The organism is Streptomyces acidiscabies (assembly GCF_020010905.1).
Taxonomy (GTDB): domain Bacteria; phylum Actinomycetota; class Actinomycetes; order Streptomycetales; family Streptomycetaceae; genus Streptomyces; species Streptomyces acidiscabies.
The window spans coordinates 1-18,666 of record NZ_JAGJBY010000004.1 but is presented as its reverse complement, the minus strand read 5'-3'; the positions used below and the strand labels follow the sequence as shown (position 1 = coordinate 18,666).

The 18,666-nt window shown below is 69.4% G+C and carries 29 protein-coding genes; 1 reads left to right on the top strand and 28 read right to left on the bottom strand.

The features are described 5' to 3' along the window. Positions 1-16 precede the first annotated feature (16 nt). The 27 genes from J8M50_RS48865 to J8M50_RS48735 all read right to left on the bottom strand — a co-directional run bounded on the left by J8M50_RS48865 (position 17) and on the right by J8M50_RS48735 (position 15,972). Complete coding sequence (locus tag J8M50_RS48865; protein ID WP_223786520.1) at positions 17-1,405, bottom strand: phage major capsid protein; 1,389 nt, start codon at positions 1,403-1,405, stop codon at positions 17-19. Between the two features lie 135 nt (positions 1,406-1,540). Further along, complete coding sequence (locus tag J8M50_RS48860) at positions 1,541-2,221, bottom strand: HK97 family phage prohead protease (RefSeq protein WP_223786519.1); 681 nt, start codon at positions 2,219-2,221, stop codon at positions 1,541-1,543. Next, complete coding sequence (locus tag J8M50_RS48855) at positions 2,218-3,432, bottom strand: phage portal protein (protein ID WP_010361253.1); 1,215 nt, start codon at positions 3,430-3,432, stop codon at positions 2,218-2,220. The genes J8M50_RS48860 and J8M50_RS48855 overlap by 4 nt, the downstream gene beginning before the upstream one ends. Before the next feature lie 13 nt (positions 3,433-3,445). Further along, on the bottom strand, positions 3,446-4,984 hold the full coding sequence (locus J8M50_RS48850) for a terminase large subunit domain-containing protein (RefSeq protein ID WP_040839206.1): 1,539 nt from the start codon (positions 4,982-4,984) through the stop codon (positions 3,446-3,448). Then, positions 4,947-5,222 carry a hypothetical protein gene (locus J8M50_RS48845; protein WP_010361251.1) on the bottom strand — a complete coding sequence of 92 codons (276 nt, stop codon included), beginning with the start codon at positions 5,220-5,222 and terminating at the stop codon, positions 4,947-4,949. Before J8M50_RS48845 ends, J8M50_RS48850 begins: the two co-directional genes overlap by 38 nt. A gap of 125 nt (positions 5,223-5,347) precedes the next feature. Further along, on the bottom strand, positions 5,348-5,596 hold the full coding sequence (locus J8M50_RS48840) for a hypothetical protein (protein WP_081241678.1): 249 nt from the start codon (positions 5,594-5,596) through the stop codon (positions 5,348-5,350). Positions 5,597-5,606: 10 nt separating this feature from the next. Further along, on the bottom strand, positions 5,607-5,900 hold the full coding sequence (locus tag J8M50_RS48835) for an HNH endonuclease (protein WP_081241677.1): 294 nt from the start codon (positions 5,898-5,900) through the stop codon (positions 5,607-5,609). A gap of 131 nt (positions 5,901-6,031) precedes the next feature. Beyond that, on the bottom strand, positions 6,032-6,232 hold the full coding sequence (locus J8M50_RS48830) for a hypothetical protein (protein ID WP_223786518.1): 201 nt from the start codon (positions 6,230-6,232) through the stop codon (positions 6,032-6,034). Positions 6,233-6,367: 135 nt separating this feature from the next. Further along, positions 6,368-6,727 carry a hypothetical protein gene (locus tag J8M50_RS48825; RefSeq protein WP_223786517.1) on the bottom strand — a complete coding sequence of 120 codons (360 nt, stop codon included), beginning with the start codon at positions 6,725-6,727 and terminating at the stop codon, positions 6,368-6,370. After that, on the bottom strand, positions 6,724-7,239 hold the full coding sequence (locus tag J8M50_RS48820) for a hypothetical protein (RefSeq protein WP_075693819.1): 516 nt from the start codon (positions 7,237-7,239) through the stop codon (positions 6,724-6,726). The genes J8M50_RS48825 and J8M50_RS48820 overlap by 4 nt, the downstream gene beginning before the upstream one ends. Positions 7,240-7,247: 8 nt before the next feature. Further along, a complete protein-coding gene (locus J8M50_RS48815; RefSeq protein ID WP_167545711.1) occupies positions 7,248-7,394 on the bottom strand; it encodes a hypothetical protein in 147 nt (48 codons plus the stop codon). After that, positions 7,391-8,182, bottom strand: coding sequence for a hypothetical protein (locus J8M50_RS48810; protein ID WP_010361255.1), 792 nt, complete (start codon positions 8,180-8,182; stop codon positions 7,391-7,393). Before J8M50_RS48810 ends, J8M50_RS48815 begins: the two co-directional genes overlap by 4 nt. After that, a complete protein-coding gene (locus tag J8M50_RS48805) occupies positions 8,179-8,556 on the bottom strand; it encodes a DUF6907 domain-containing protein (protein ID WP_010356570.1) in 378 nt (125 codons plus the stop codon). Before J8M50_RS48805 ends, J8M50_RS48810 begins: the two co-directional genes overlap by 4 nt. Further along, on the bottom strand, positions 8,553-8,771 hold the full coding sequence (locus J8M50_RS48800) for a hypothetical protein (RefSeq protein WP_010356569.1): 219 nt from the start codon (positions 8,769-8,771) through the stop codon (positions 8,553-8,555). Before J8M50_RS48800 ends, J8M50_RS48805 begins: the two co-directional genes overlap by 4 nt. Then, positions 8,768-9,193, bottom strand: a complete 426-nt coding sequence (locus J8M50_RS48795) for a hypothetical protein (RefSeq protein WP_010356568.1) — start codon at positions 9,191-9,193, stop codon at positions 8,768-8,770. Before J8M50_RS48795 ends, J8M50_RS48800 begins: the two co-directional genes overlap by 4 nt. Before the next feature lie 103 nt (positions 9,194-9,296). Then, a complete protein-coding gene (locus J8M50_RS48790; protein WP_010356567.1) occupies positions 9,297-9,518 on the bottom strand; it encodes a hypothetical protein in 222 nt (73 codons plus the stop codon). 41 nt (positions 9,519-9,559) lie between these two features. After that, a complete protein-coding gene (locus J8M50_RS48785; protein ID WP_010361299.1) occupies positions 9,560-10,195 on the bottom strand; it encodes a hypothetical protein in 636 nt (211 codons plus the stop codon). A 2-nt stretch (positions 10,196-10,197) separates the two neighbouring features. Further along, complete coding sequence (locus J8M50_RS48780) at positions 10,198-10,719, bottom strand: single-stranded DNA-binding protein (RefSeq protein WP_010360647.1); 522 nt, start codon at positions 10,717-10,719, stop codon at positions 10,198-10,200. A gap of 259 nt (positions 10,720-10,978) precedes the next feature. Next, complete coding sequence (locus J8M50_RS48775) at positions 10,979-12,202, bottom strand: AAA family ATPase (protein ID WP_223786516.1); 1,224 nt, start codon at positions 12,200-12,202, stop codon at positions 10,979-10,981. Beyond that, complete coding sequence (locus tag J8M50_RS48770; RefSeq protein WP_223786515.1) at positions 12,199-13,215, bottom strand: bifunctional DNA primase/polymerase; 1,017 nt, start codon at positions 13,213-13,215, stop codon at positions 12,199-12,201. Before J8M50_RS48770 ends, J8M50_RS48775 begins: the two co-directional genes overlap by 4 nt. Continuing rightward, positions 13,212-13,457, bottom strand: coding sequence for a hypothetical protein (locus J8M50_RS48765; protein ID WP_010361262.1), 246 nt, complete (start codon positions 13,455-13,457; stop codon positions 13,212-13,214). Before J8M50_RS48765 ends, J8M50_RS48770 begins: the two co-directional genes overlap by 4 nt. Then, positions 13,454-13,771 carry a hypothetical protein gene (locus J8M50_RS48760; RefSeq protein ID WP_223786514.1) on the bottom strand — a complete coding sequence of 106 codons (318 nt, stop codon included), beginning with the start codon at positions 13,769-13,771 and terminating at the stop codon, positions 13,454-13,456. Before J8M50_RS48760 ends, J8M50_RS48765 begins: the two co-directional genes overlap by 4 nt. Next, on the bottom strand, positions 13,768-14,202 hold the full coding sequence (locus tag J8M50_RS48755; RefSeq protein WP_010361264.1) for a hypothetical protein: 435 nt from the start codon (positions 14,200-14,202) through the stop codon (positions 13,768-13,770). The genes J8M50_RS48760 and J8M50_RS48755 overlap by 4 nt, the downstream gene beginning before the upstream one ends. Next, positions 14,199-14,411: a hypothetical protein gene (locus tag J8M50_RS48750; RefSeq protein ID WP_010361265.1), complete on the bottom strand. Its 213-nt coding sequence runs from the start codon at positions 14,409-14,411 to the stop codon at positions 14,199-14,201. Before J8M50_RS48750 ends, J8M50_RS48755 begins: the two co-directional genes overlap by 4 nt. Next, positions 14,411-14,917, bottom strand: a complete 507-nt coding sequence (locus J8M50_RS48745) for a DUF6907 domain-containing protein (RefSeq protein WP_010361266.1) — start codon at positions 14,915-14,917, stop codon at positions 14,411-14,413. Before J8M50_RS48745 ends, J8M50_RS48750 begins: the two co-directional genes overlap by 1 nt. Further along, entirely contained in the window at positions 14,914-15,615 is a 702-nt protein-coding gene (locus J8M50_RS48740; RefSeq protein WP_010361267.1) for a DUF6907 domain-containing protein, read from the bottom strand. Before J8M50_RS48740 ends, J8M50_RS48745 begins: the two co-directional genes overlap by 4 nt. A gap of 96 nt (positions 15,616-15,711) precedes the next feature. Beyond that, the gene (locus J8M50_RS48735; protein WP_010361268.1) at positions 15,712-15,972 is read right to left on the bottom strand and encodes a helix-turn-helix domain-containing protein; all 261 of its coding nucleotides are present in this window, start codon (positions 15,970-15,972) and stop codon (positions 15,712-15,714) included. Positions 15,973-16,061: 89 nt separating this feature from the next. Between J8M50_RS48735 and J8M50_RS48730 the strand changes: the two genes are divergently transcribed. After that, positions 16,062-16,991, top strand: coding sequence for a helix-turn-helix domain-containing protein (locus J8M50_RS48730; protein ID WP_158002860.1), 930 nt, complete (start codon positions 16,062-16,064; stop codon positions 16,989-16,991). Positions 16,992-17,107: 116 nt separating this feature from the next. Here the strand turns inward: J8M50_RS48730 and J8M50_RS48725 are convergent, their stop codons facing one another. Beyond that, complete coding sequence (locus J8M50_RS48725; RefSeq protein WP_223786513.1) at positions 17,108-18,625, bottom strand: recombinase family protein; 1,518 nt, start codon at positions 18,623-18,625, stop codon at positions 17,108-17,110. Positions 18,626-18,666 lie beyond the last annotated feature (41 nt).

The window sequence follows — 18,666 nt, the reverse complement described above, 5'->3', positions numbered from 1 at the left end:
CGCGCGGCTGAGGGGATCAGGCGCCGGTGAACGTCGGCGTGACCAGGCCGGTGCCCGCGATCTTCCGGGCGTGCGGCTGACGCTGGAACGTGAAGGCGTAGTAGCCGTACACGACCATCTGCACGCCGAGGTTGGCCGCCTTCGGCTGCTCGGCGCGGATGTACACCGGGGCGTCCGGGTCCTCCCAGAGGTGGCATTCCTGCCGGTCCACCAGGTAGATCTCGTCCTCGTTGGTGCCCGCGCCGAGGTTCGTGGCGATGTTGTTGTCCACGATCACCGGAGTGCCGTTGGGCAGGATGCCGCGCACGCCGCGCCCGTACGCCTCGGCGTAGTTCGCGCCGAGAGTCTGCGCCACGACACCCGGCTGAGTGATCAGCGGGTACGAGGTGCCCATGGCGTTCTGCATCCAGTACCAGCGGCGCGAGTGCATGACCGCCAGGTTGTCGCCGGAGGCCATGTCAAGGAGCGCGGCCTCCATGCCGGCCAGGCCCTCGATGAGCTTCGGGTACAGCTCGGCGGTGGTCGGCGTGCCGTCGGTGTAGGCGACGGCGGTGGCCACGTTCGTCAGACCCACCGTGGCCACGTTCAGCATGGTGGTGTCCAGGCGGCTGCCGTAGGCGCGGAACAGGTCGTCGAGGATGACGTCCTCGACGCCGGCGCCCCGTTCGATGGACTGCCGGGACGCGGTCTGCTGCCCGGCCGCCGTGCGTACCGGGACGGACAGCTGGGTGTCGTCCATGTCCTGCTCGGCCACCGCGTCGTTCTGGTTCGCCTGGTTGTCGACGCTGGACCCGGTGGTGACCCGGGAGATCTCCACCGTCATTCCGGTCGGGGGCAGGATGTGCGGGCGGCACGCGTCGGCGAACGGCCGGTTGGTCCGTGCGAGCGGCGCGTACAGGTCGGTCAGGTACTGCGGGATGACAAGCCCGGCGAACGCCCCGGTGCCGACCGCGCGGATCTGCTGGCCGCGCTCGACCCGCTCTTCGTGCATGTGGCGGACCAGGCGGTCGCGCGCCTCGTAGTCGCCGAGGAACGCGGCCCGGACGTCGAACTGGAACTGCTGGCCGCGCTGGTCCTGGTCGGGCCGGTACGTGCGCTCGTCCTGCCCGACGCGGTACACCTGGTCGTAGGCCGGGGCCCGCCGGGCGCCGGGCACGGTGCGCGCCTGGAGGGCGGCGACCTCGTCCTCCCGGACCTGCTCGGCCTCCAGCGCGTCCAGAGCGTTCTGGCGGCGGGTGACCTCGGCGTCGGCCGCATCCCGGGTCGCGACCCGGGCGGTGACCGCTTCCTCGGTCAGGCTGTCGTCGGAGCGCAGCGCCATCAGCGCGTCCTGCTCCTGCTGTCGTGCGGTGATCGCCGTGTCCAGCGCGGTGCGCGCCTGGGCGATCAGCTCGGCGAGAGTCATCTCGTCGGTCCTCTCATGGTGGATTCCAGGCGCCCCGGTCCCAGACAGACGGCCGCCCGAGGCATCGCGCCGGGCGGTCTCGTGCGCACAGAGCGCAGGGCAGTACTCCCGCCGGTCGGCGGGAAGATCAAGGGGTCAGGCCCTGGCGATGCTCAGTTCGAGCAGCGCTCGGGCCCGGCTGTTCGCCGACGTCGCGGCGGGCTGGCGCACGGCCGCGCCCGTGTAGGGGTTCGCGCCGTAGCCGACGATCGCAACGTCGCCGCGGTGGATGTCGTACCGGTTGATCCGGTACTCGGTGTAGTCCGGACTCCACTGGCCCGACTCGATCCGGAACGCGAACGACATCTCGTCCACCAGCCCGGACCGCAGCTTCGGCGCGATGTACGCCACGTCGTGGTCGGCCGGGTCCAGGGCGGGCGCCCGCACGTCCAGGCCGTCGGCGGACTCGGTGAGGAACAGGGTGCCGGTCGTGGTGCGGGCCATCCGCCTCAGCTGGTCGTGGCCGAGGACGAGGGGGACGTCGAGGTCGGCGCGCGCGAGGGAGTCGGAGCCGGCGCCCTCGGTGACGATCTCGGTGTACGGGCCGAACATGTCCCACATCTCGTACGCCTGCTCGTACACCGAGGCCCGGCCGGTGAACTCCAGCAGGCCCCCGTCGGCGCCCGCCTCGCGGACCTGGACGCCGGACAGTGCGGCCCGCACGGCGGCGCGGGCGCCCGGGTGCTCGGCACACCGCCGCTGAGAGGGGCGGTCGGCGCGCTGGCGGATGTGCTGGGCTCGTTCGGCCGCGGCGGCGGCGAGCAGAGGGGTGGTCATGACGGTGCTCCCGGTACGGCGGTGGTGGGCTGGGCGGGCACGGACCGCGCGCCGAAGAGCCGGTCGAACTCGGCGAGCTGGTCCTCGGTGAACGGCGGCAGGTTGTCCAGCGCGCGGGCCTCGGACGGGGCGAGCGTCCGGTTGGTGATGCGGGCGCCGATCGTGCGGGCACGCGCCTCAGGGTCCATGCGCAGCAGCGCGTCCGTGTTCAGCTTCACGAACCTCGGGCCCGACACGAGCTTCCGGCTGAACGCGTCCTCCCGGCGGCCGACCGCAGGCCCCAGATTCATGATCAGGAACTGAAGGTTCCTCTGTGTCATCGACGCGTAGGTGACGCTGCTGCCCGACACGGCCACGTCGATCAGGTCACCCGGGACACCGAAGAACCGGGCGATGTCCCCGGCCCCGTACTGGCGTGCCTCCAGGAACGCCGACTGCGAGGCCACGGCCTGGATCGGCTTGTACTCCCAGTCGTTGCCGTGGACGAACAGCCCGGACTCGTCGACCGCCGCACGGAACTGCTCACGCGCGACCTGGGCGCCCGCCTTGTCCACGGTCTTCTGGTTGTTCTTCAGCTCGGCCAGCGGCACGGCCCCGGCGGCGAACCAGTCCCGCGCGAACTGCTGCGCGGACAGGGTCTCCTCGATCGTCCACGCCGCATACGCCACCGGGGACAGACCGAGAGGCGCACCTGCGACGGTGTACTGCTTCTCGTGCCACACCTCCCACGGCTCGTACTCCTTGCCCCCGATCACGAACTTCGTGATCGTCGGCCCGCTCCCGCGCACCGACACCGTGGACAGCTCGACGAGTTCGATCCGGCCGGGCAGGCCACGCCCGTCCGGGCCGATCACCCCGGTCCGCTCCGTGATGATCCCGAAGCAGTTCCCTGCCCGGTCCAGGTCGAACTGGGTGGAGTACATCCACTCCTTGATGCCGACCTCCAGCCCGCCCGGCGACACCAGCACGGGAGGCTTGGCCACCTCGACCTGAATGCCCTGCACGTACCGGTAGACGTCGATCGGGAACGCCGACACCAGATCCGCGCGCAGCCGCAGACACGCCCACACCGCCGCGTTCCTCAGCGCCGTGTCCTGGGTGACGTGCACCCGGCCCGAACGCCGTTCCCTCGCCCGCGTCAGCAGATCCTCGGCAGAGGTGATCTGCGCGTCCCGGGTGAACATCCTCTTCAGCGCCGACCCGACACCCACACCCGGCCCCCTCTCACGCGAACGAGTCCGCGATGTCGTAGTCCTCCAGGACGTGCGGGCCCCGGATCACCAGCGCCCAGCGGGCGAACACGGCAGCGCACAACGGGCTGATGTCGACGAGGGAGTTCGTGCGGTCCAGCGTCCACGCGTCCCCGTTGCGCCGGGTCCGCGCACCGTTCACGGCGGCCGTCAGCGGCACCTGGTCCAGGTGCGCCACAGCCTTCTGGTTCAAGGCGTCGGCGAACTGACCGCACGCCTCGGTGATGTCCCCCGACCGCATCACCGCCAAGTCCCCCCGCAGCGGGGCGTCCTTGTCCTTCGGCACGTCGATCCCGGCGGCGGTCAGGTCGTCGATCAGTGACGCCGCCGGCGACCCCGCGGCGACCGCGACCGCGACGGGTGTCCACAGCCTGTGGAGTTTCGCCACGGCTGGAACCACCCAGTCGGTACCGGGCCGGTGCGCGATCACCTCCAGGTGTACGCGCCCGTCCGGCCGCAGCGACGCGGCCGAGATCGCCGCCCGCTTCCTGTCCTGCGACACGTCGATCGCCAACGCCACCGACTCCGCCACCGGCCGACTCTCCGCGTCGATCAGGCCCGGCCACTTCGCCTTCGGCACGTTCGGGTCCGACGGCGGCGTCGGCTTCCGCGTCCGGTTCAGATACGCCCGGTCGAACTCGGCCGGGTCCAACTTCACCAGCTCTGCGGCGATGACCGCCTCGGTGATCGTGTGGCCGAGCGCGGGCAGCGTCGCGTACCAGGTCGCCGGATCGTCGCGCGGCATGTCATCCGGAGCGAACCACTCGAAGTAGCAGACCCCCGGCCACACACCGGTCTTCCACGCCTCTTCGATCAACGCCCGCCCGGCGGCCCGCTTCTTGTTCAGCCACACCGACTTGGTGGTACCGCCCGCCGACGCCCACCACAGCTGACCCATGTCCCGCGTCGACATCGCCGGAGAGAACGCCTGCTCCAACCGGTCGTCTTCGTGCTTGAACGCCTCGTCGATGATCCCAAGGTCCAAGGCGGGCCCGTGCCCTGCGGACTCGGTGTTCGCGGTGATGCCCATGCGGGAACGGGTCGCGGGCCACAGGATCTTCTCGTTGCCGTTCGACTTGCGGATACGTGCCCGCCGCGCCAGATCGGAGTCTGAGATCTTCTCCCAGAACTCGTCCTCCCAGCGCTGCCGCGCCATATTCCGGTCCTGCGCCGCATAGATGATGTTCTGCCTGCGCCACGCCAACGCCCGGTGAACCTGTAGCCCCAGGATCAGTTCCGTCTTGCCCTGCTGCCGCGACACCGACAGGCCGGCCTCACGGTGGACGAACACCCCGTTCTCGTCCACTTCCAGGGCGACATCTGTGACGTACTTCTGCCATGGCATCGGCGGGGCGCCGAGCTTCTCCATGACCTTCCACAGCTTCGGCCCGTACGACTTCCGCTCAGGGTTTCGAGGCGTGCCCCAGCGAGGCGGGCACGTCAGCCCGTACCGCTCGTACAGATCCTCAGCGAAGCTACTCGGGGGTGCCCAGGTCTCCGAGGTCGTCGTCATCGTCCGGCGCCCGTCCCTCCAGGATCTGGGCGAGCGTCTGCCGCAGCTCGCGAGCCAGCTGAGGAAGGAGCCGGTCGTCCTGGGCGACCGGCTCGCCGCACTGCTCGCACTCGGCGGTCCGCGCGGCATCGACCCGGCCGGCCAGCGCGTACGCCAGCTCCGTCAGCGACGGCTCGATACCGGCCAGGTCGCCGAGCTGCTCGACGTCGTTCCGGACGGCCGTCTCGACGGGGCCCATGACGCCCCCTTCCAAGATCATCCGGACGTCACCGGCCCGGGGGGAGAAAAATGAAAGCTGGGCGCGGGGTTGCGATATGTCCGATTTCTAAAAATCCCGGGAGATCCCGAGCTGAACGGACCGGATCACGCTTCTGACCTGTGGTTTTGTCGTGAGGTCATGACGGAGTGGTGCGGTGTGCCGTGGTCGTTGAGGAGTTGCTCGCCGGTGGGCATCTGGTCTTGGGGTATCCAGCCGGTGCTGTAGCCGCAGTTGCAGAGCAGGTGGACGAGGCCGCTGCTCTGTGTCTCCCACCATTGGGCGTCTTCGCTGGGGCGGCGCAGGGCCTGCTTGAAGATGTGGAGTTCGTGCGTCGCGGTCCAGGGGTGGGGCATCGCGGTCTCCTTACGGTCCGGCGAACCAGTCGACGCTGGTGACGAGTTGGACGACGTCGGCGAGGGGACGGTCGCTCTTCTCGGAGTTACAGCTCCTGAGACATGTGGGGCAGCGGTTGACGCCGTGGATGGGGGCGAGGTTGTCGGGGTCGAGGCGTGCGCCGCCTTTGGCGACGGGGCGGATGTGGTCGACGGCGTCGGCGTGGCCGTGGCCGCAGACGATGCAGATGTCGGAGGCGGCGAGGATGCGGGCGCGGAGTTGCCGGAACTCGTACGAGGTGAGTTCGCTGCGGTCGGTGGCCATGGTCGCCCCCCGCTCTGGGCGTGACGAAGCCCCAGGGGCTCGGGGCCGCTCTGGGGCTTTGTGGGTGTCTGTGGTGCCTGTGTGCGGGCACAGTTGTACACCGCGATCGTCACACAGTGTCTGACCTGCGGTCAAGCGGCGGCGCGTTCGGCGCGTTTGGCGGCAATGGCAGCGACATCTGCGGCCTCGTACCAAGGGTGGCGCTCGGTCCCGCCGGCGCGGGTGAGCTGGCCGCGGTAGACGAGGTTGCGGAGGGCGCCGGCAGTGATGCCGAGGGCGCGCTGTGTGTCGCGTGCGGTGAGGTAGCCGGGTGGGGCGAGCGGGTCGTTCATGGGCCCATGATGCGTGAGAGCCCCACCGCGTCGGGAGCGGTGGGGCTGGTCTCGGGTGGGGTCAGTGGCCGCAGTCCTTGGTCCACCAGCCGCACGTGGCGCAGTACTCGTAGAAGCGGGTGAGGAGTCGGACGATCATCCGTCGGTCGCCTCCTTGGCGATGTGGATGTGGGTGTAGTTGGGGCGGTCGGGCGGGGCGCTGGTGTAGATCGACATCCCCTTCTGGCCTTCGAGAGGGGTCACGCCGAGAAGCGTGTGACCTGCGCATTCGCGGCAGGTTGGGCGCCCCTTCTGCGGTGGGGGAGTGGCGGACGAATCGGACATGCGGCGGGCTGAGCGCCACAGTGCCGCCGTACCGGCCGTGACGACGAAGAGCACGCCCGCCGCTTCGTCGATGGCGAATGCGACCGCCACCACCACCCCGCCGAGGACGGCCAGCGCGCACGCGCCAGACGCCCGCGACGGCTCCTCCGCCTCCTCGCTCGCCTTGCTCATCCGATGCGCCCGTACGTGTTGTCGCCGAGCCAGTTGGCGGCGAGGGCGAGCGGGACGGCCGCGAATCCGGCCACGCCCGCGCTCGTACCGAGCGTGATCCCGCACCAGGCTCCGCGCTTCAGCACTCCGGCGTCGTGGTCGTTGGCCTTCTTCACGCACGCGATGAACACGGCGGTCAGGATCAGCACGAGGCATGACCCGGGCCCGGAGAGCGGAGTGAAGGTCGCTCGGGCGGCCAGTTGGCCGGGCTGCTCGCCGACGCCCCACAGCAGGGCGGCGTCGCCGAGCCAGTTGGACAGGCCGAGGACGCTGCTGGAGGCGGTTCCGATGAGTCCGGCGATGCCGAGGGTGGTGAGGCAGCCGTACGACCAGGACAGGAGGAACGGCAGGAAACGCGCCGCGTGCTTGACGGGGTCCTTCCTCAGCGGCTTGAGGCCGGGCCACCAGATGGTGAGTTCGTAGCCGAGGATGCAGAGTCCGACGGTGACGCCGCCGTAGGTCACGTAGTTCACGAGGGGTCCTAGCGCAGGACGGCCACGCCGAGCGCGGCGAGGGTGAGGATGAGGGCGACGGTCCCGCTGATGCGGGGGACGTCGTGGAGCGCGATGGCGCACAGCCCGAACAGGGCGAGGAGGGCGGTTCCGGCGAAGTAGGCGGCCGGGATCATGTGCCGTCCCGTGCGGTGCGCAGGAGGCGGCGGCCGTATCCGTCGGAGACGTCGAGGCGGGTTCCGATCTCGGTTCCGGTGAGTTCCGGTTCGGTCTCCAGCCAGTGCCGGACGGTGGCGACGCGGGCGGAGAAAGTGGTGTTGCTGCTGTCGACGGTGTCGATGTCGGCGGCGCTGGTTCCGGTCGGCGGAACCGTGGCGGAACTCGGTTCCGGTGCTGGTTCCGCCACGGGGGTGAAGCCGTTGGGCAGGGAGGCGAACCATTCGGAGAGCGGCACGTCAGGGCCGGTTCCGGTGCTGGTTCCGCTGGTTCCGCCCGCGAGTTCCGCGAGGGGCTGCCAGGGGCCGAGGACGGGGACGGCGTCGGCGGGTTCGGGGGCGCGTTCCACGGTGACCGGTTCCGCTGGTTCCGGCAGGGCGGAACTCGGTTCCGGCTCGGGTTCCGTCACGATCGCTGACGGTTCCGCCTGCTGTTCGGAGAGTCGGTGGACGCGCCACAGGACGAGCGGGGCGACCGCCGAGACGGCGACGACGAGGGGGACGGAGACGGGCAGGAGGCCGACCTCGACGAGGTGGCTGGCGGCGTTGACGGCGATGAGGGTGGCGACGACGGCGAGGACGTCGCGGCGGGCGCGCAGGGCGGCGAGCGCGTACACGTCGAGGGCGGCCGGGACGCCGGCGGCGACGTAGCGGCCGAAGCCGCACGCCACCGCCAGCTCGTACTCGGCGGACGCCAGGACTACGAGGACTGCGGCGAGCGCGGCCCACAGCAGCGGGTCACGCTTCACTGGGCGGCCCCGTCGCGGACCCGCTCCAGTTCGACCGCGAGGCCGTCGAGGACGTCGCAGTGCGCGCGGACCAGGCGGGTGAAGGTGCGGACGTCGTCGGGGCCGCAGTTGATGATGTCGCCGTCGATCTCGATCGCGAGGACCGGCAGCGGCTCCGGGTCGGGCAGGTAGGGGCTCTGGGAGATCCACGCCGTGAGGAACGTGGCGGTGGCCCCGGCGACGGTGATCCGCGCCGTGATTTCGGGCCCGTTGTGGGTGATGTCGGTGAGGAACTGGGCGCGGTCGTCGTGACCGGTGCACCACTCGGGCTCGGCGACGGGCAGGGTCTTGGTGACGAGGACGTTCACGGTCGCCGTACGGGGCTCGATGCTCACCGGCTCTCACCCCGCTCGGTCTCGACGGCGGCGAGGAGGGCGCGCAGGCGGTAGTCGAGGCTGGCGGCGGCACGGACCATCGTGTTGTGGTCGTGGATGTTCCAGGCGGCGATCGAGTCGAGGAGTTTGCGGGCGAGGCTCAGCTCGGTTTCGAGGGGGCCGGGGATGATCCGGGACTGCTTGGCGGTGTCGTGCAGCGGGTCGTAGGCGGTCACCGGGTCTCACCGGCCTCGTCGTCGAGGAACGCGGCGATGGCAGGGAAGGCGCGGGCGACGGAGCGGCGGACGGCCTCGTCGGCGGCGGCCGGGTCGGCGGGCGGCGCGGTGGGGAACCCGGGCTGCCGGGCGGCCTCACGGGTCGCGGCGCGGCGGATCAGGTGGTCGGCGTCAACGGCGCGCAGAAGGATACGGAGGGCCTCGGCGAGGGCGCCGTGCGCCTCGGCGTAGGCGTAGATGTCGTTGCCGCTGCTGTCGCCGTAGGTGTCCAGCATGCGCTGCGCGACGCGGACGGCGGTCAGGATCTCGCTGTCGCGGTCGGACGCCAACGGCTGGGGCGCGCGGCGGACGTAGCCGGCCGCGACAAGGCGACGGGACGGGGAACTTGCGGGCGCACCGGGGTGCGCGGAAAGATCGGTCATGCCGACTCCTGGTTAGGTCAGGTAGTTCGGTAGAGGGTCGGGCGACGCGCGCGCCTCCTCGGTGCTCCAACACCGTGGAGAGCTGTCGTCCGGCCCTCGCTGGCTATTCGGTTGAGGTCTTGCGGTCCTGCTTCTTGAGCGCCTTGTCGACAGCGTTCCAGCTCCGGCCGAGGTCGCGGGCGACTTCGGCGACGGAGCCGAGATCCTTCACGCCGTCGCGAAGGGCTTCAGCGCGTCGTGTGGCGGATTCGGAGGCGAGGATGCGCAGCTGCTCCAACAGCTGTTCTTCCTCGCGGACCCGTTCCCGCCAGGGTTTGGCGTCCATCGAGAGGAGTGTATCCAACCCCGGGGTGGGACGCAAGCGGGTCACGCCGATTCCTTCGGCTGGTAGTGCCGCAGCAGCAGGAGATCCTGCTCGGTCCGGTACTCCGTCCGGCACCACCGGCAGCGCACCGTCTCACCCGGCAGACGGGACAGGACCGCCCCGCACACCGCGCCCTGGTCACCGGTCACCGCGATGCAGTAGCCGATGCGCTGACGGCGCGGCGCAGGGTCCCCCACGATCGACCGGGCCTGGCCCTCCAGCTCCCGGATCTCCCGCGCAAGGTCGCCGGCCGCCGGGTAGTGGGCGGCGATCCAGTCCAGTTCCATGCCGAGCCATCGGCAGTCCGCGGCGAGCCCGGCCGCCGGCGGTTCGGAGTGCTGCGGCCACCTCACCCGCTGGACGTCGGCACGCCACTGGTGCGTGAGCTCGGCCGCCCGGAGCGAGTTCACCGTGTCGATGACGTCCTCGTTCAGCGGTGACCGGGGTCCGGCGCCGCTCCGGGTTGCGACGATGTCGCCCCACCCGTGCCCGCGCGGGACCAGGCACTCGGCGACCTCGGCGTACAGGACGGGCAGTTCGCCGAGCCGGGCGGCGAGCGCGACGCGGTCTCCCTCGCACAGGTAGCCGGCTTCGATCTCCCGCTCGCACACGCCGCACGACAGCACCAGGGCCTCCATGGCTAGAAGGGGGGTTCGTCGGAGTAGCCGGCGGGCTGCGTGGGGCTCTGCCCCACCGAGGTCTGCCCGCCCCAGCCGCCGCCCTGCTGCTGGCCGTTGGCGGGCGTGGCCCCGCCCCACGGGTCATCCGTGGGGGACCCCCCACGGTTGCCGCCGCCTGCCGGGTTCTTCGTGACCTTGGCGGTGGCGCGGGCGAGGGTCGGGCCGACCTCGTCGACGTCGAGTTCGTACACGGTGCGCTTCACGCCCTGACCGTCCTCGTAGGAGCGCTGCTTGAGGCGCCCTTGGGCGATGACGCGTACGCCCTTGGCGAGGGACTCGGCGACGTTCTCGGCGGCTTGGCGCCACACGGAGCAGGTGAGGAACAGGGCGTCGCCGTCGCGCCACTCGTTGGCCTCGCGGTTGAAGACGCGGGGGGTGGAGGCGATGCGGAACTTGGCGACGGCCGCGCCGGACGGGGTGAAGCGGAGTTCGGGGTCGTCGACCAGGTTGCCGACGACGGTGATTACGGTCTCGCCTGCCATGGCGGGCTCCCTTGCTGTGATGCGGCTTGGTGGGTTGAAACGGGCATGGAACGCGGTTCGTGGGGCTGAAGGTGACCTCGTCCTCGTCCCGGGGCGCTGCGACGGTTGGGTCTGTGTGACCTCGTCCTCGTCCCACCTAAAGAAGTGGGACGAGGGACGAGGACTCACGACCTCGTCCCAGACGAGGTGGGACGAGGTGGGACGAGGTCGTTTACGTGGGCGGCGAGCGAGGGGAAGGGTCGAAAGCGGACAGATTGGCTCAATCGACCTCGTCCGGAGGGTGGGACGAGGTCGGCGGACTCCCGCCCGAGGCCGTATTGCCCGCTTCTGTACCCGAGGCGGGGAGGCTGTGGAGGATGGCTCCGCGCGGTCCTGAGGCGGTGTTGACCCGGCCCTCGTCGACAAGGGCCGCGACCGCCTTCCGGATGTCGCCTGCGCGTCCCTGTACGCGGTCCTCGATCCCCTTGCCCGTGAGCGGGTCGCGGGCGCCAGTCAGGGCGTCCAACACCCTGCGCTTGAGGGCGTTGATGCGCTGCTGTTCCTCGCTGGCCTCGCGGTCCTCCTCGTCGCGCTGAACAGGCGCGTAGAGGTGGGCCTCGGCGTACTCCTGGGTCTCGGACTTGACGACGAGGTCGGCGTACCAGTGCATGCCGCTGGAGTGAGACAGGCCGTTCTTACGGATCTGGCCGGGCCGGTCCTTGGCGACGCGGATGGTTGATTTGCCGGTCACGCCGATGCCGAAGGGCCGCCGGTTCTCCAGCATGTACATCACGCCGTTGAGCCCGTTGAGCTTGTGGACGCCGCCGATGCTGTACCGGCCTCGGTTCTCCGAGGACTTGACGACGTGGTCGAGGGTGACGACGGCGGCCCCCGAGTTCTGCAAAGGGCGCAGCAGCATCCGCCCGAACTTGGCGATGTCGGTGTTGTCCTTCAGCTCCAGGCCGAAGAGGCTCATGCCCTCGGTGACGCCGTCGACGATCGCGAGAGTGGGTTCGTGGTCGAGGACGGTCCCCAGGTCGATGAGGTCGATGTCGCTTGGGCTGTTCTCCGGGCGGACGTAGTGGAAGCGCTCCAGGACGTCGGCCGGGTTGGCGCCGAGGCAGAGCAACCGGCCGACGACGCCGCCCGCGTCGTCTTCGAAGTCGAGGTAGAGGACGTGGTTGCCGCCGTTGATTTCCTGGAGGCAGGCGATCAGGGCGAACCAGGTCTTGCCCGCCTCGGACTCGCTGGCGACGCTGTTCATCCGGCCCGGGTAGAAGAGGCCGACCCCGTCGTTCCGCCGGCCGACGGTGGGCTGGGGAGGCTTGTACGAGCCGTCAAGGACCGACCTCAGGTCCTGGGCACCCCACGTTCGCGGCACGGGCTCACGAGCGTCTGCCGTGGCAGACGACGGAGGCGCGTCCGCGTCTCCCCAGTCCATGGGTGGCTCGTCGCCGTCGGGGCCGAAGTAGGCGTCCATGGTCTGGTCGAAGTCGGTCGTCAAGCCACCCACCCCCGGTCACTTGGGCGGGTCGAGGCGCTGTCGAACGAGGCGCGCGCCTCGGAGTCGGTCAGGCCCACTGCGGACGCTGCGGCCAACAGGCCGCCCTCGGCCTCGTTGAGGCTGATGAGGTTCTGCTCGGCGAGCTCGTGTGCGCGGCACGCGGCGAAGAAGAAGGCGTTGTTGCGGTTGCCTTCGTGTGCATCCATGACGTGCTGGACGAGGTCCGCGACGGTCCACATGCGGCCACCACCCGGACGCTGCTGCTGCCGCTCCTGGCTGGGAAACCGGTGCCGGGGCGTGGCCCGTGGCGGCGGGAGCTGACGGCGCTGCTTGCGTGGCAGCAGGGCGCCGGGCCAGTCGACGGCTGGCGCCAGATACGCCCCGTCGCCCGCCCAGCGGTAGCGGCCCCCGGAGGAGTGCACGGACGGGGCGAGCAGGATGTAGCCGTTGTGCTTGAAGTCGATGCCGGGTCCACCCAGGCCGGGCAGGTCGAAGTCGGGTGAGCGGTACAGGATGTGCAGTCCGTCGCCGCCGGTGATCTGCATGGTGGTGGCGGGCAGGACGCCGACGCGCTTCTCCAGCTTCTGGAGGGACTCACGACCGCCGTTGCGGGGGTCGATGTCGACGACGGCCCACCCGTTGAGCTTGCAGGGCGCTCCGATGTTCGCGTCCGGTTCCTCGCGCCACCACTTGCGGACGAGGTCGACGTCGGTAGTGGCGGCGTGGAAGCCGTGGCATGTGGGGACGCCGCACTGGCATTCTTCGGGGCGGTGCTTGATGTACAGGCTGCTCTGCCGGTCGCAGCGGGGGCAGTTGGCGTATGGCGCTTTGCTCCGGCGGACGCGGAAGACCTTGATGCCCGCTGCCGCGTAGGTCTCGGCGGCGGCCGGGAGCGCGGCGGGGATTCTGAGGCCGTCGGTCACGAACGTGCTCTCTTCTACGAGCTGGATCAGGTGGTTCGTGTGGCGTGGGCGGGCGCCTTGGGGGGAACTCGGCGCCCGCCCGCAGCTCATGCCATGCGGCGTTTCTCCTTGGCGACCTCGTCGGCGAGCGCGGTGATGCGGGTGCACCAGTTGCGGGCGGCGGTGAGGACGGTGAAGGCGCTGGGCTGCTGCTCCAGGTCGTGTCTGATGGAGGCGAGGACCATCTCGTGCAGCGCCCTCTCTGCGGTGAGCTGCACGTACAACTCGTCGTTCGTGGACGGGCTGAGATCGGTGGGCTTGATCGGCCACTTGCCGGGGCAGTTCCCGGTCATCGGGCACCTCCTGCCAGGTGGGCGACGGCGGCGACGATGCCGGTGTGGTGGCGGTCGCAGGCCGGGTAGTCGAAGCGGATGTCGGGTCCGGCGAAGGTGCTGACGATGTACTTCGCCGGGGTGGGGCATCCGCCGCAGCGGTAGTCGGGCTGGTTGTGGGGGGAGTTGGGGCCGTCGGGGCAGTCGCACCAGGTGCAGGTCTCGCCGTTGGCGGCGGCGACCGCGACGGGCACGAGGCCCGGGTCGGCGGCGGCGTCGCGTGCGGCGGCGAGGGTCTGGTCGGACAGGAACGTGTCCTGCGGGGTCCGGGTCACTGGCCCCCCTCCTTGCGGTCGCGCATGGCGAGGCGGTGGCGGAGCAGGTCCAGTTCGTCGAGGACGTTCGCGAGGGCCGAGGCGCACACTCCGTCGATGACGGTGTCCTCGCCGATCGGGCGGACCCCTTGCAGGGCGTCCTGGAGGATGTACTCGTCGTCGCCTTCGAGGTACGTCTTCACCGACGCGGTGGCCTGGAGCTTGGCCGCGCGCTCTTCCTCGTGCAGTTGCACGAGGTACGCGGTGAACAGGTCGGGCAGTGCTTTGGCCTGCTGGATCGGGGTGAGCTGGCGCCAGGCGTGATGTCCGATGGTGGTGCAGTCCACACCGCTGGGGTTCTCGCGGTGGAGGAGCGTGCGGGACTGCTGGATCGCGGCGTACCAGTCGGGGCTGTTGGTGATCGCCGAAGCGATCTCGTTGAACTCGCTCACGCCGTCTCCTTGAGTGCGGGCTGGTGGAACGCGGTGCGGATGACGGCGCGCTGCTCGTCGCTCAGGGGCGGCGCTGTGTCGACGATGGCGTCAATGCGCGCCCAGTAGGCGGCGTTGCGGGTCGGGTCGGGGTCGCGGACGGGCCGGTCGGCGGCCGGGCGGCCGGGGATGCTGCGAGCACCCCCGGCCAGCACGGCGGGGATCGCCATCACGAGCGTCGCTCGGAGATCGCACGGATACGGCGGTCCTCCGCCTCGCGGTCGAGACGGGCCACTTCCGGGTCGCCCTCGAAGTCGTCGGCTCCGATCACCTCGACGTCGTCGACGACAGCCTCCAGCTCGGCGCAGAACCCGCGCATCTCCGTCAGCACCTCCCGCGCCCGCGCTGCGGTCAGTTCCCCCGTCGTCAGCCCGTAGTGCAGCCACAGCTTCGTGTGGCGCCCGTACGCCTGCGGTCTGTCGTTGTGGACGACGACCTGGGCGGACAGGAACGGGACGTCGGCGGGGCCTTCGGCGTCGATGTCACGCATCCGGGTCTCGATCGGCGCGGTCGAGTGCCAGCCGGGCTCGCCGTCGGCGCCTGCGTGGTCGAGCTGGCAGAACGGCGGGCACCCGTAGCGGGCCATCCATTCGGGGCCGCGCTCGTCGGCGGACAGGGAGCACCCCCCGCTGCTGGGTCCGCTCGGCGTCGGTGTGGTGTCGTCGGTGGTCTTCACGCGGTCACCGCCGACTGGTTGCGGTAGGCGGCGCGGAGGGCGACGAGCTGGGTGTGGGCGGTGCGCAGGGAGTCGACGCGCTCCTGGAGGACGTGGATGACGGTCTCCAGGCTGTCGGGGTCGAGGTCCTCGATGTAGTGCTCGTCGATGTACTCGATGTTGACGTGCGGCATGCGCCGGCCGAGGCGGGTCGAGTACGGGTCGACGTTGATGCTCCAGCCGAGGACCGTGAACTCCCGCAAGCCCTCGTCACACAGCGACCCGATCAGGGGGAGCGATCCGGCGCCGCCGGGGATGTTGCAGTAGACGTCTTCCGCGTACGTGGGGGTGTTGGTGTCCGCGCGGTGGTCCATGTCGCAGCCGGGCAGGCAGACGAAGGGGCGCTTCTGGCCGGTGACCTTGTCGGTGAAGGCCATCGTGCGGGGGGTGTCTTCGTTGAGGAAGCGGCTGACGTGCTTGCCGTCGGCGGCGAGGGCGATACGGACGGCCGTCTCGGCGTCGGCGAGGGTGATCTGCGTGGGGTCGTACAGGGCCTCGTAGTGGTACTGGGGGGCCATGTCGGTGGTCTCCCACACGTCGGTGGGGTGCGGCGACAGGCCGGGGAGGCACCGGCCGATCATGACGGTGATGCCGTCGCGCTGCTCGGCGGGGTTCGGCGTCACCGTTGACGGGGTGTGGCTGTGTGCCAGAATCGTCATGAGGACGTTCTCTTTCCGGCGGCGGCACTGATGGGGCGGGCAAGGCCCCGGGTGCCGCCGTCTTGCTGGGTAGCTCTGGTGTGGATTGATGCGTTCTCAGGCGGCGTCGGACGGGCAAGGTTCGGCGCCGTCGCCTTGTCCAGGAAGGATCTGCAAGACACGGATCAGGTCCGCTGTGATCACCCGGTACGACTGCCCCGCCTTGATCAGGCCGCAAGGGAAGTTTCCGGACTTGGCCAGGGCGTATGCGGTCGTGCGGCCCAAGCCGAAGGCCCGGGCTGCCGTTTCGATGTCAATAGCGGCAGGAAGCTTCAGGATCTCGTCTCGACCCAGAGCTCCCCTCGCCAGAGTTGTCATTATTCCTGACACCCTTCGCTGTATCTGTGCTCCTGGGGAGGTGACTGGAGTCTGCCCCTGTGGTTCACGTGATGTCAAGCAATCCTGTCTTGTCCGAGCACAAGTTGCGTGAGATCGTGCTCGTCATGACACAAAATCCAGATGCGTTCGGTTGGTCCGAGAGGTTCGCGCTCGGAGTCGCCCAGGAGGTGCGACGGCACAGGCAGAGGGCGGGGCTGAGCGCGAAGCAGCTAGCCGACCGATGCGCGGCACTCGGCATGCCGATTCAGCGCTCTGTCTTGGCGAACCTTGAGAGCGGCCGAAGGGCGACGATCACCGTGGCCGAGGTTCTGGTGCTTGCGGCGGCCCTTGACGTTGCTCCCGGGCAGTTGCTTTTTCCTGTGGGGTACGAAGAGGAGGTTGAATTTCTACCCTCGGAAACTGCCGCCCCGTTCGATGTCCTTGAGTGGATCTCTGGTAAAAGAAAGTTGGGAGGAAATTATGTCCCCACGGCGGAGGCTCCCATTCCTTCCTACGTCTGGCATCAGCGCAATATTGAACGCCTTGAGGTTGCGTTGCTGCGTCGAGATGAAGGGGTGAAGGTGTATCTGGAAGCTCTTGAAGCGCACGACGAGCTATCGTCCAGAGCGATTGTGATTGCTACTGAAACCGAATCGGTTGAACAAGAGGTGCGAATGCTGAAGGAGCGCGTCTCTGGCTACCGGGGCGGAGAGACCTCCACCGCCGAGGTGGAGCGACTAGGTGAGTTGGTGGAGCGATTGCGGCAGCTGGCCAAGGAGCGCCGCGACGTCCGTCGACAGCTTGATGCGGAGCGATGGTTGAAGGACTCGGTTCATTCCTATGATGAGGAAGTGGCCAGTATCGCCGGGAGTATCCGCGGATTCAGGGAGGACATGAAAGAGAAGGGGTGGATTTTGCCGCACGTTCCGGAAGGGCTGATGAAATTTATTGAGCCAAGTTTGGGCGTGCTGGAAACTTACTCTCGTCACGATGGTGATTCGGCGTTTGAGGGCGATTAAGGCTCTTCCCTATCCTGCCATCGTGGATGAAAGCTGGAAGTGTCGAGCCCTCCGAAGGGTGAGGCGGATATGCCGCCAACGGGAGGCTATTCGGCGCTGGTCGGGCTAAATTAAAATTAAGCACCCGTTGAAGGCTTACCGCGAAGCCAGTCGAAGCGGATGGCGTCGTAGTCGAAGTATCCGCCGTTGGGCATCCGGCCTTGGCGTGGCGGCAGCAGCGTGACCGTGACCAGGGACCGCAGGACCGTGCGCTGTCGGTCCAGCGGCAGGGCCTTCCATGCCTTCCGTACGTCCGGCGCCCCCACCAGGTCGACGAGCGGGTCCACCCGCGCGGCCTGCGCCAGCTGCCGCGTGATCCCCTCCAGCTGGCCGCGTGCGGCATCGGTGCCTTCCGTGAACGCGGTCATCTCGATCTGCCCGGTGCCGAACAGGCCGCCCAGGTCTTTCATGCGCTGCCGCACCTGCTCCGCCTCGGCCTGCAACGCGGAGACGTCAACGCCCTCGGGGGCGGCCTCCAGCAGTTCGTGCGCGTCGTCGCGCGACAGCCGCTCGACGATCGTGTCTTCCACGTACTGGTCGACGGCCTCGGCGCGCCGGCCGCCGCCGTGCCCGGTCGGGCACCGGTACGACGGGTAACTCCGGCCGCCGGACTGGGTGACGGTCATGGTCTGGTCGCAGTCACGGCCGCACTTGTAGAGCACCGAGCCGACCCACTTCGGCTGTGCCCCCGGGGTGGTCACCCGGGACGGGTCCTTCAGGATCGCCACGCAGGCCCTGAACTTCTCCTCAGGCACGAGATGGTCCCATTTGCCGCGCCCCACCTCCTCGCCCTTGTAGACGGCGATGCCGGCGTTCCGGGGGCGCATCAGGATCGCGCGGGCTTCCTGGTGGCTGAAGTCGTTCCCGAGGGTCGTGGTGAAGCCCTTGTCCTTGAGCCACTTCTTGAACGAGCGGACCGACCCGCCGACGAGGACGAGATCGGTTCCGTACAGCACCGCCCCGGCTTCGTCGGGCCGGGCCTTGCTCATGTCGAGCACCTCGACCTCGGTCTCCTCGCCCGTCTCCGGGTCGGTGACCGTCCGTGTCTCGCCCGTAGGCATGCCCCATCCGAACGGGCGGATGCCGCCCGTCCACTCTCCGTTGAGTGCCTTCTGGCGGCGGGCGCGGGCGACGCGTTCGCCCTTGTGCTCGGACTCCTGGCGGGCCACGGCGCCGAGGATGCGGGCGGTCATCCGTCCGGATGGTGTGGTGAGGTCGATGCTCCCGGCCTGCACGGTGTGCGTCGCGATCCCACGCCTGTCCGACAGGTCGATGTACTCCTCCAACTCGGTGGGTGAGCGGTGGAGGCGGTCGGTGTGCCAGACGATGACGATGGTGGCCTTGCCGTCGTTGAGGTCGGCGAGCATCTGCCGGTACCCCTTGCGCAGCTTCCCGCTGAACGCGCTCACGTCGTTGTCGACGTAGACCTCGACGACCTCCCAGCCCATCCGGGCGGCGAGGGCTTCGCAGTCCTCGCGCTGCCGGTCGATGCCGAGGCCGGCGCCGGTTCGGTCCTGGCTGATGCGGCAGTAGATGACGGCGCGGGTCTTGACGCCTGATGCGACGTCGACGGCGGAGCGGAGGTGTGGGCTCATGGCCCGAGTCTGCCGCACCAATGGTGTCTTTGTCTCAGGTT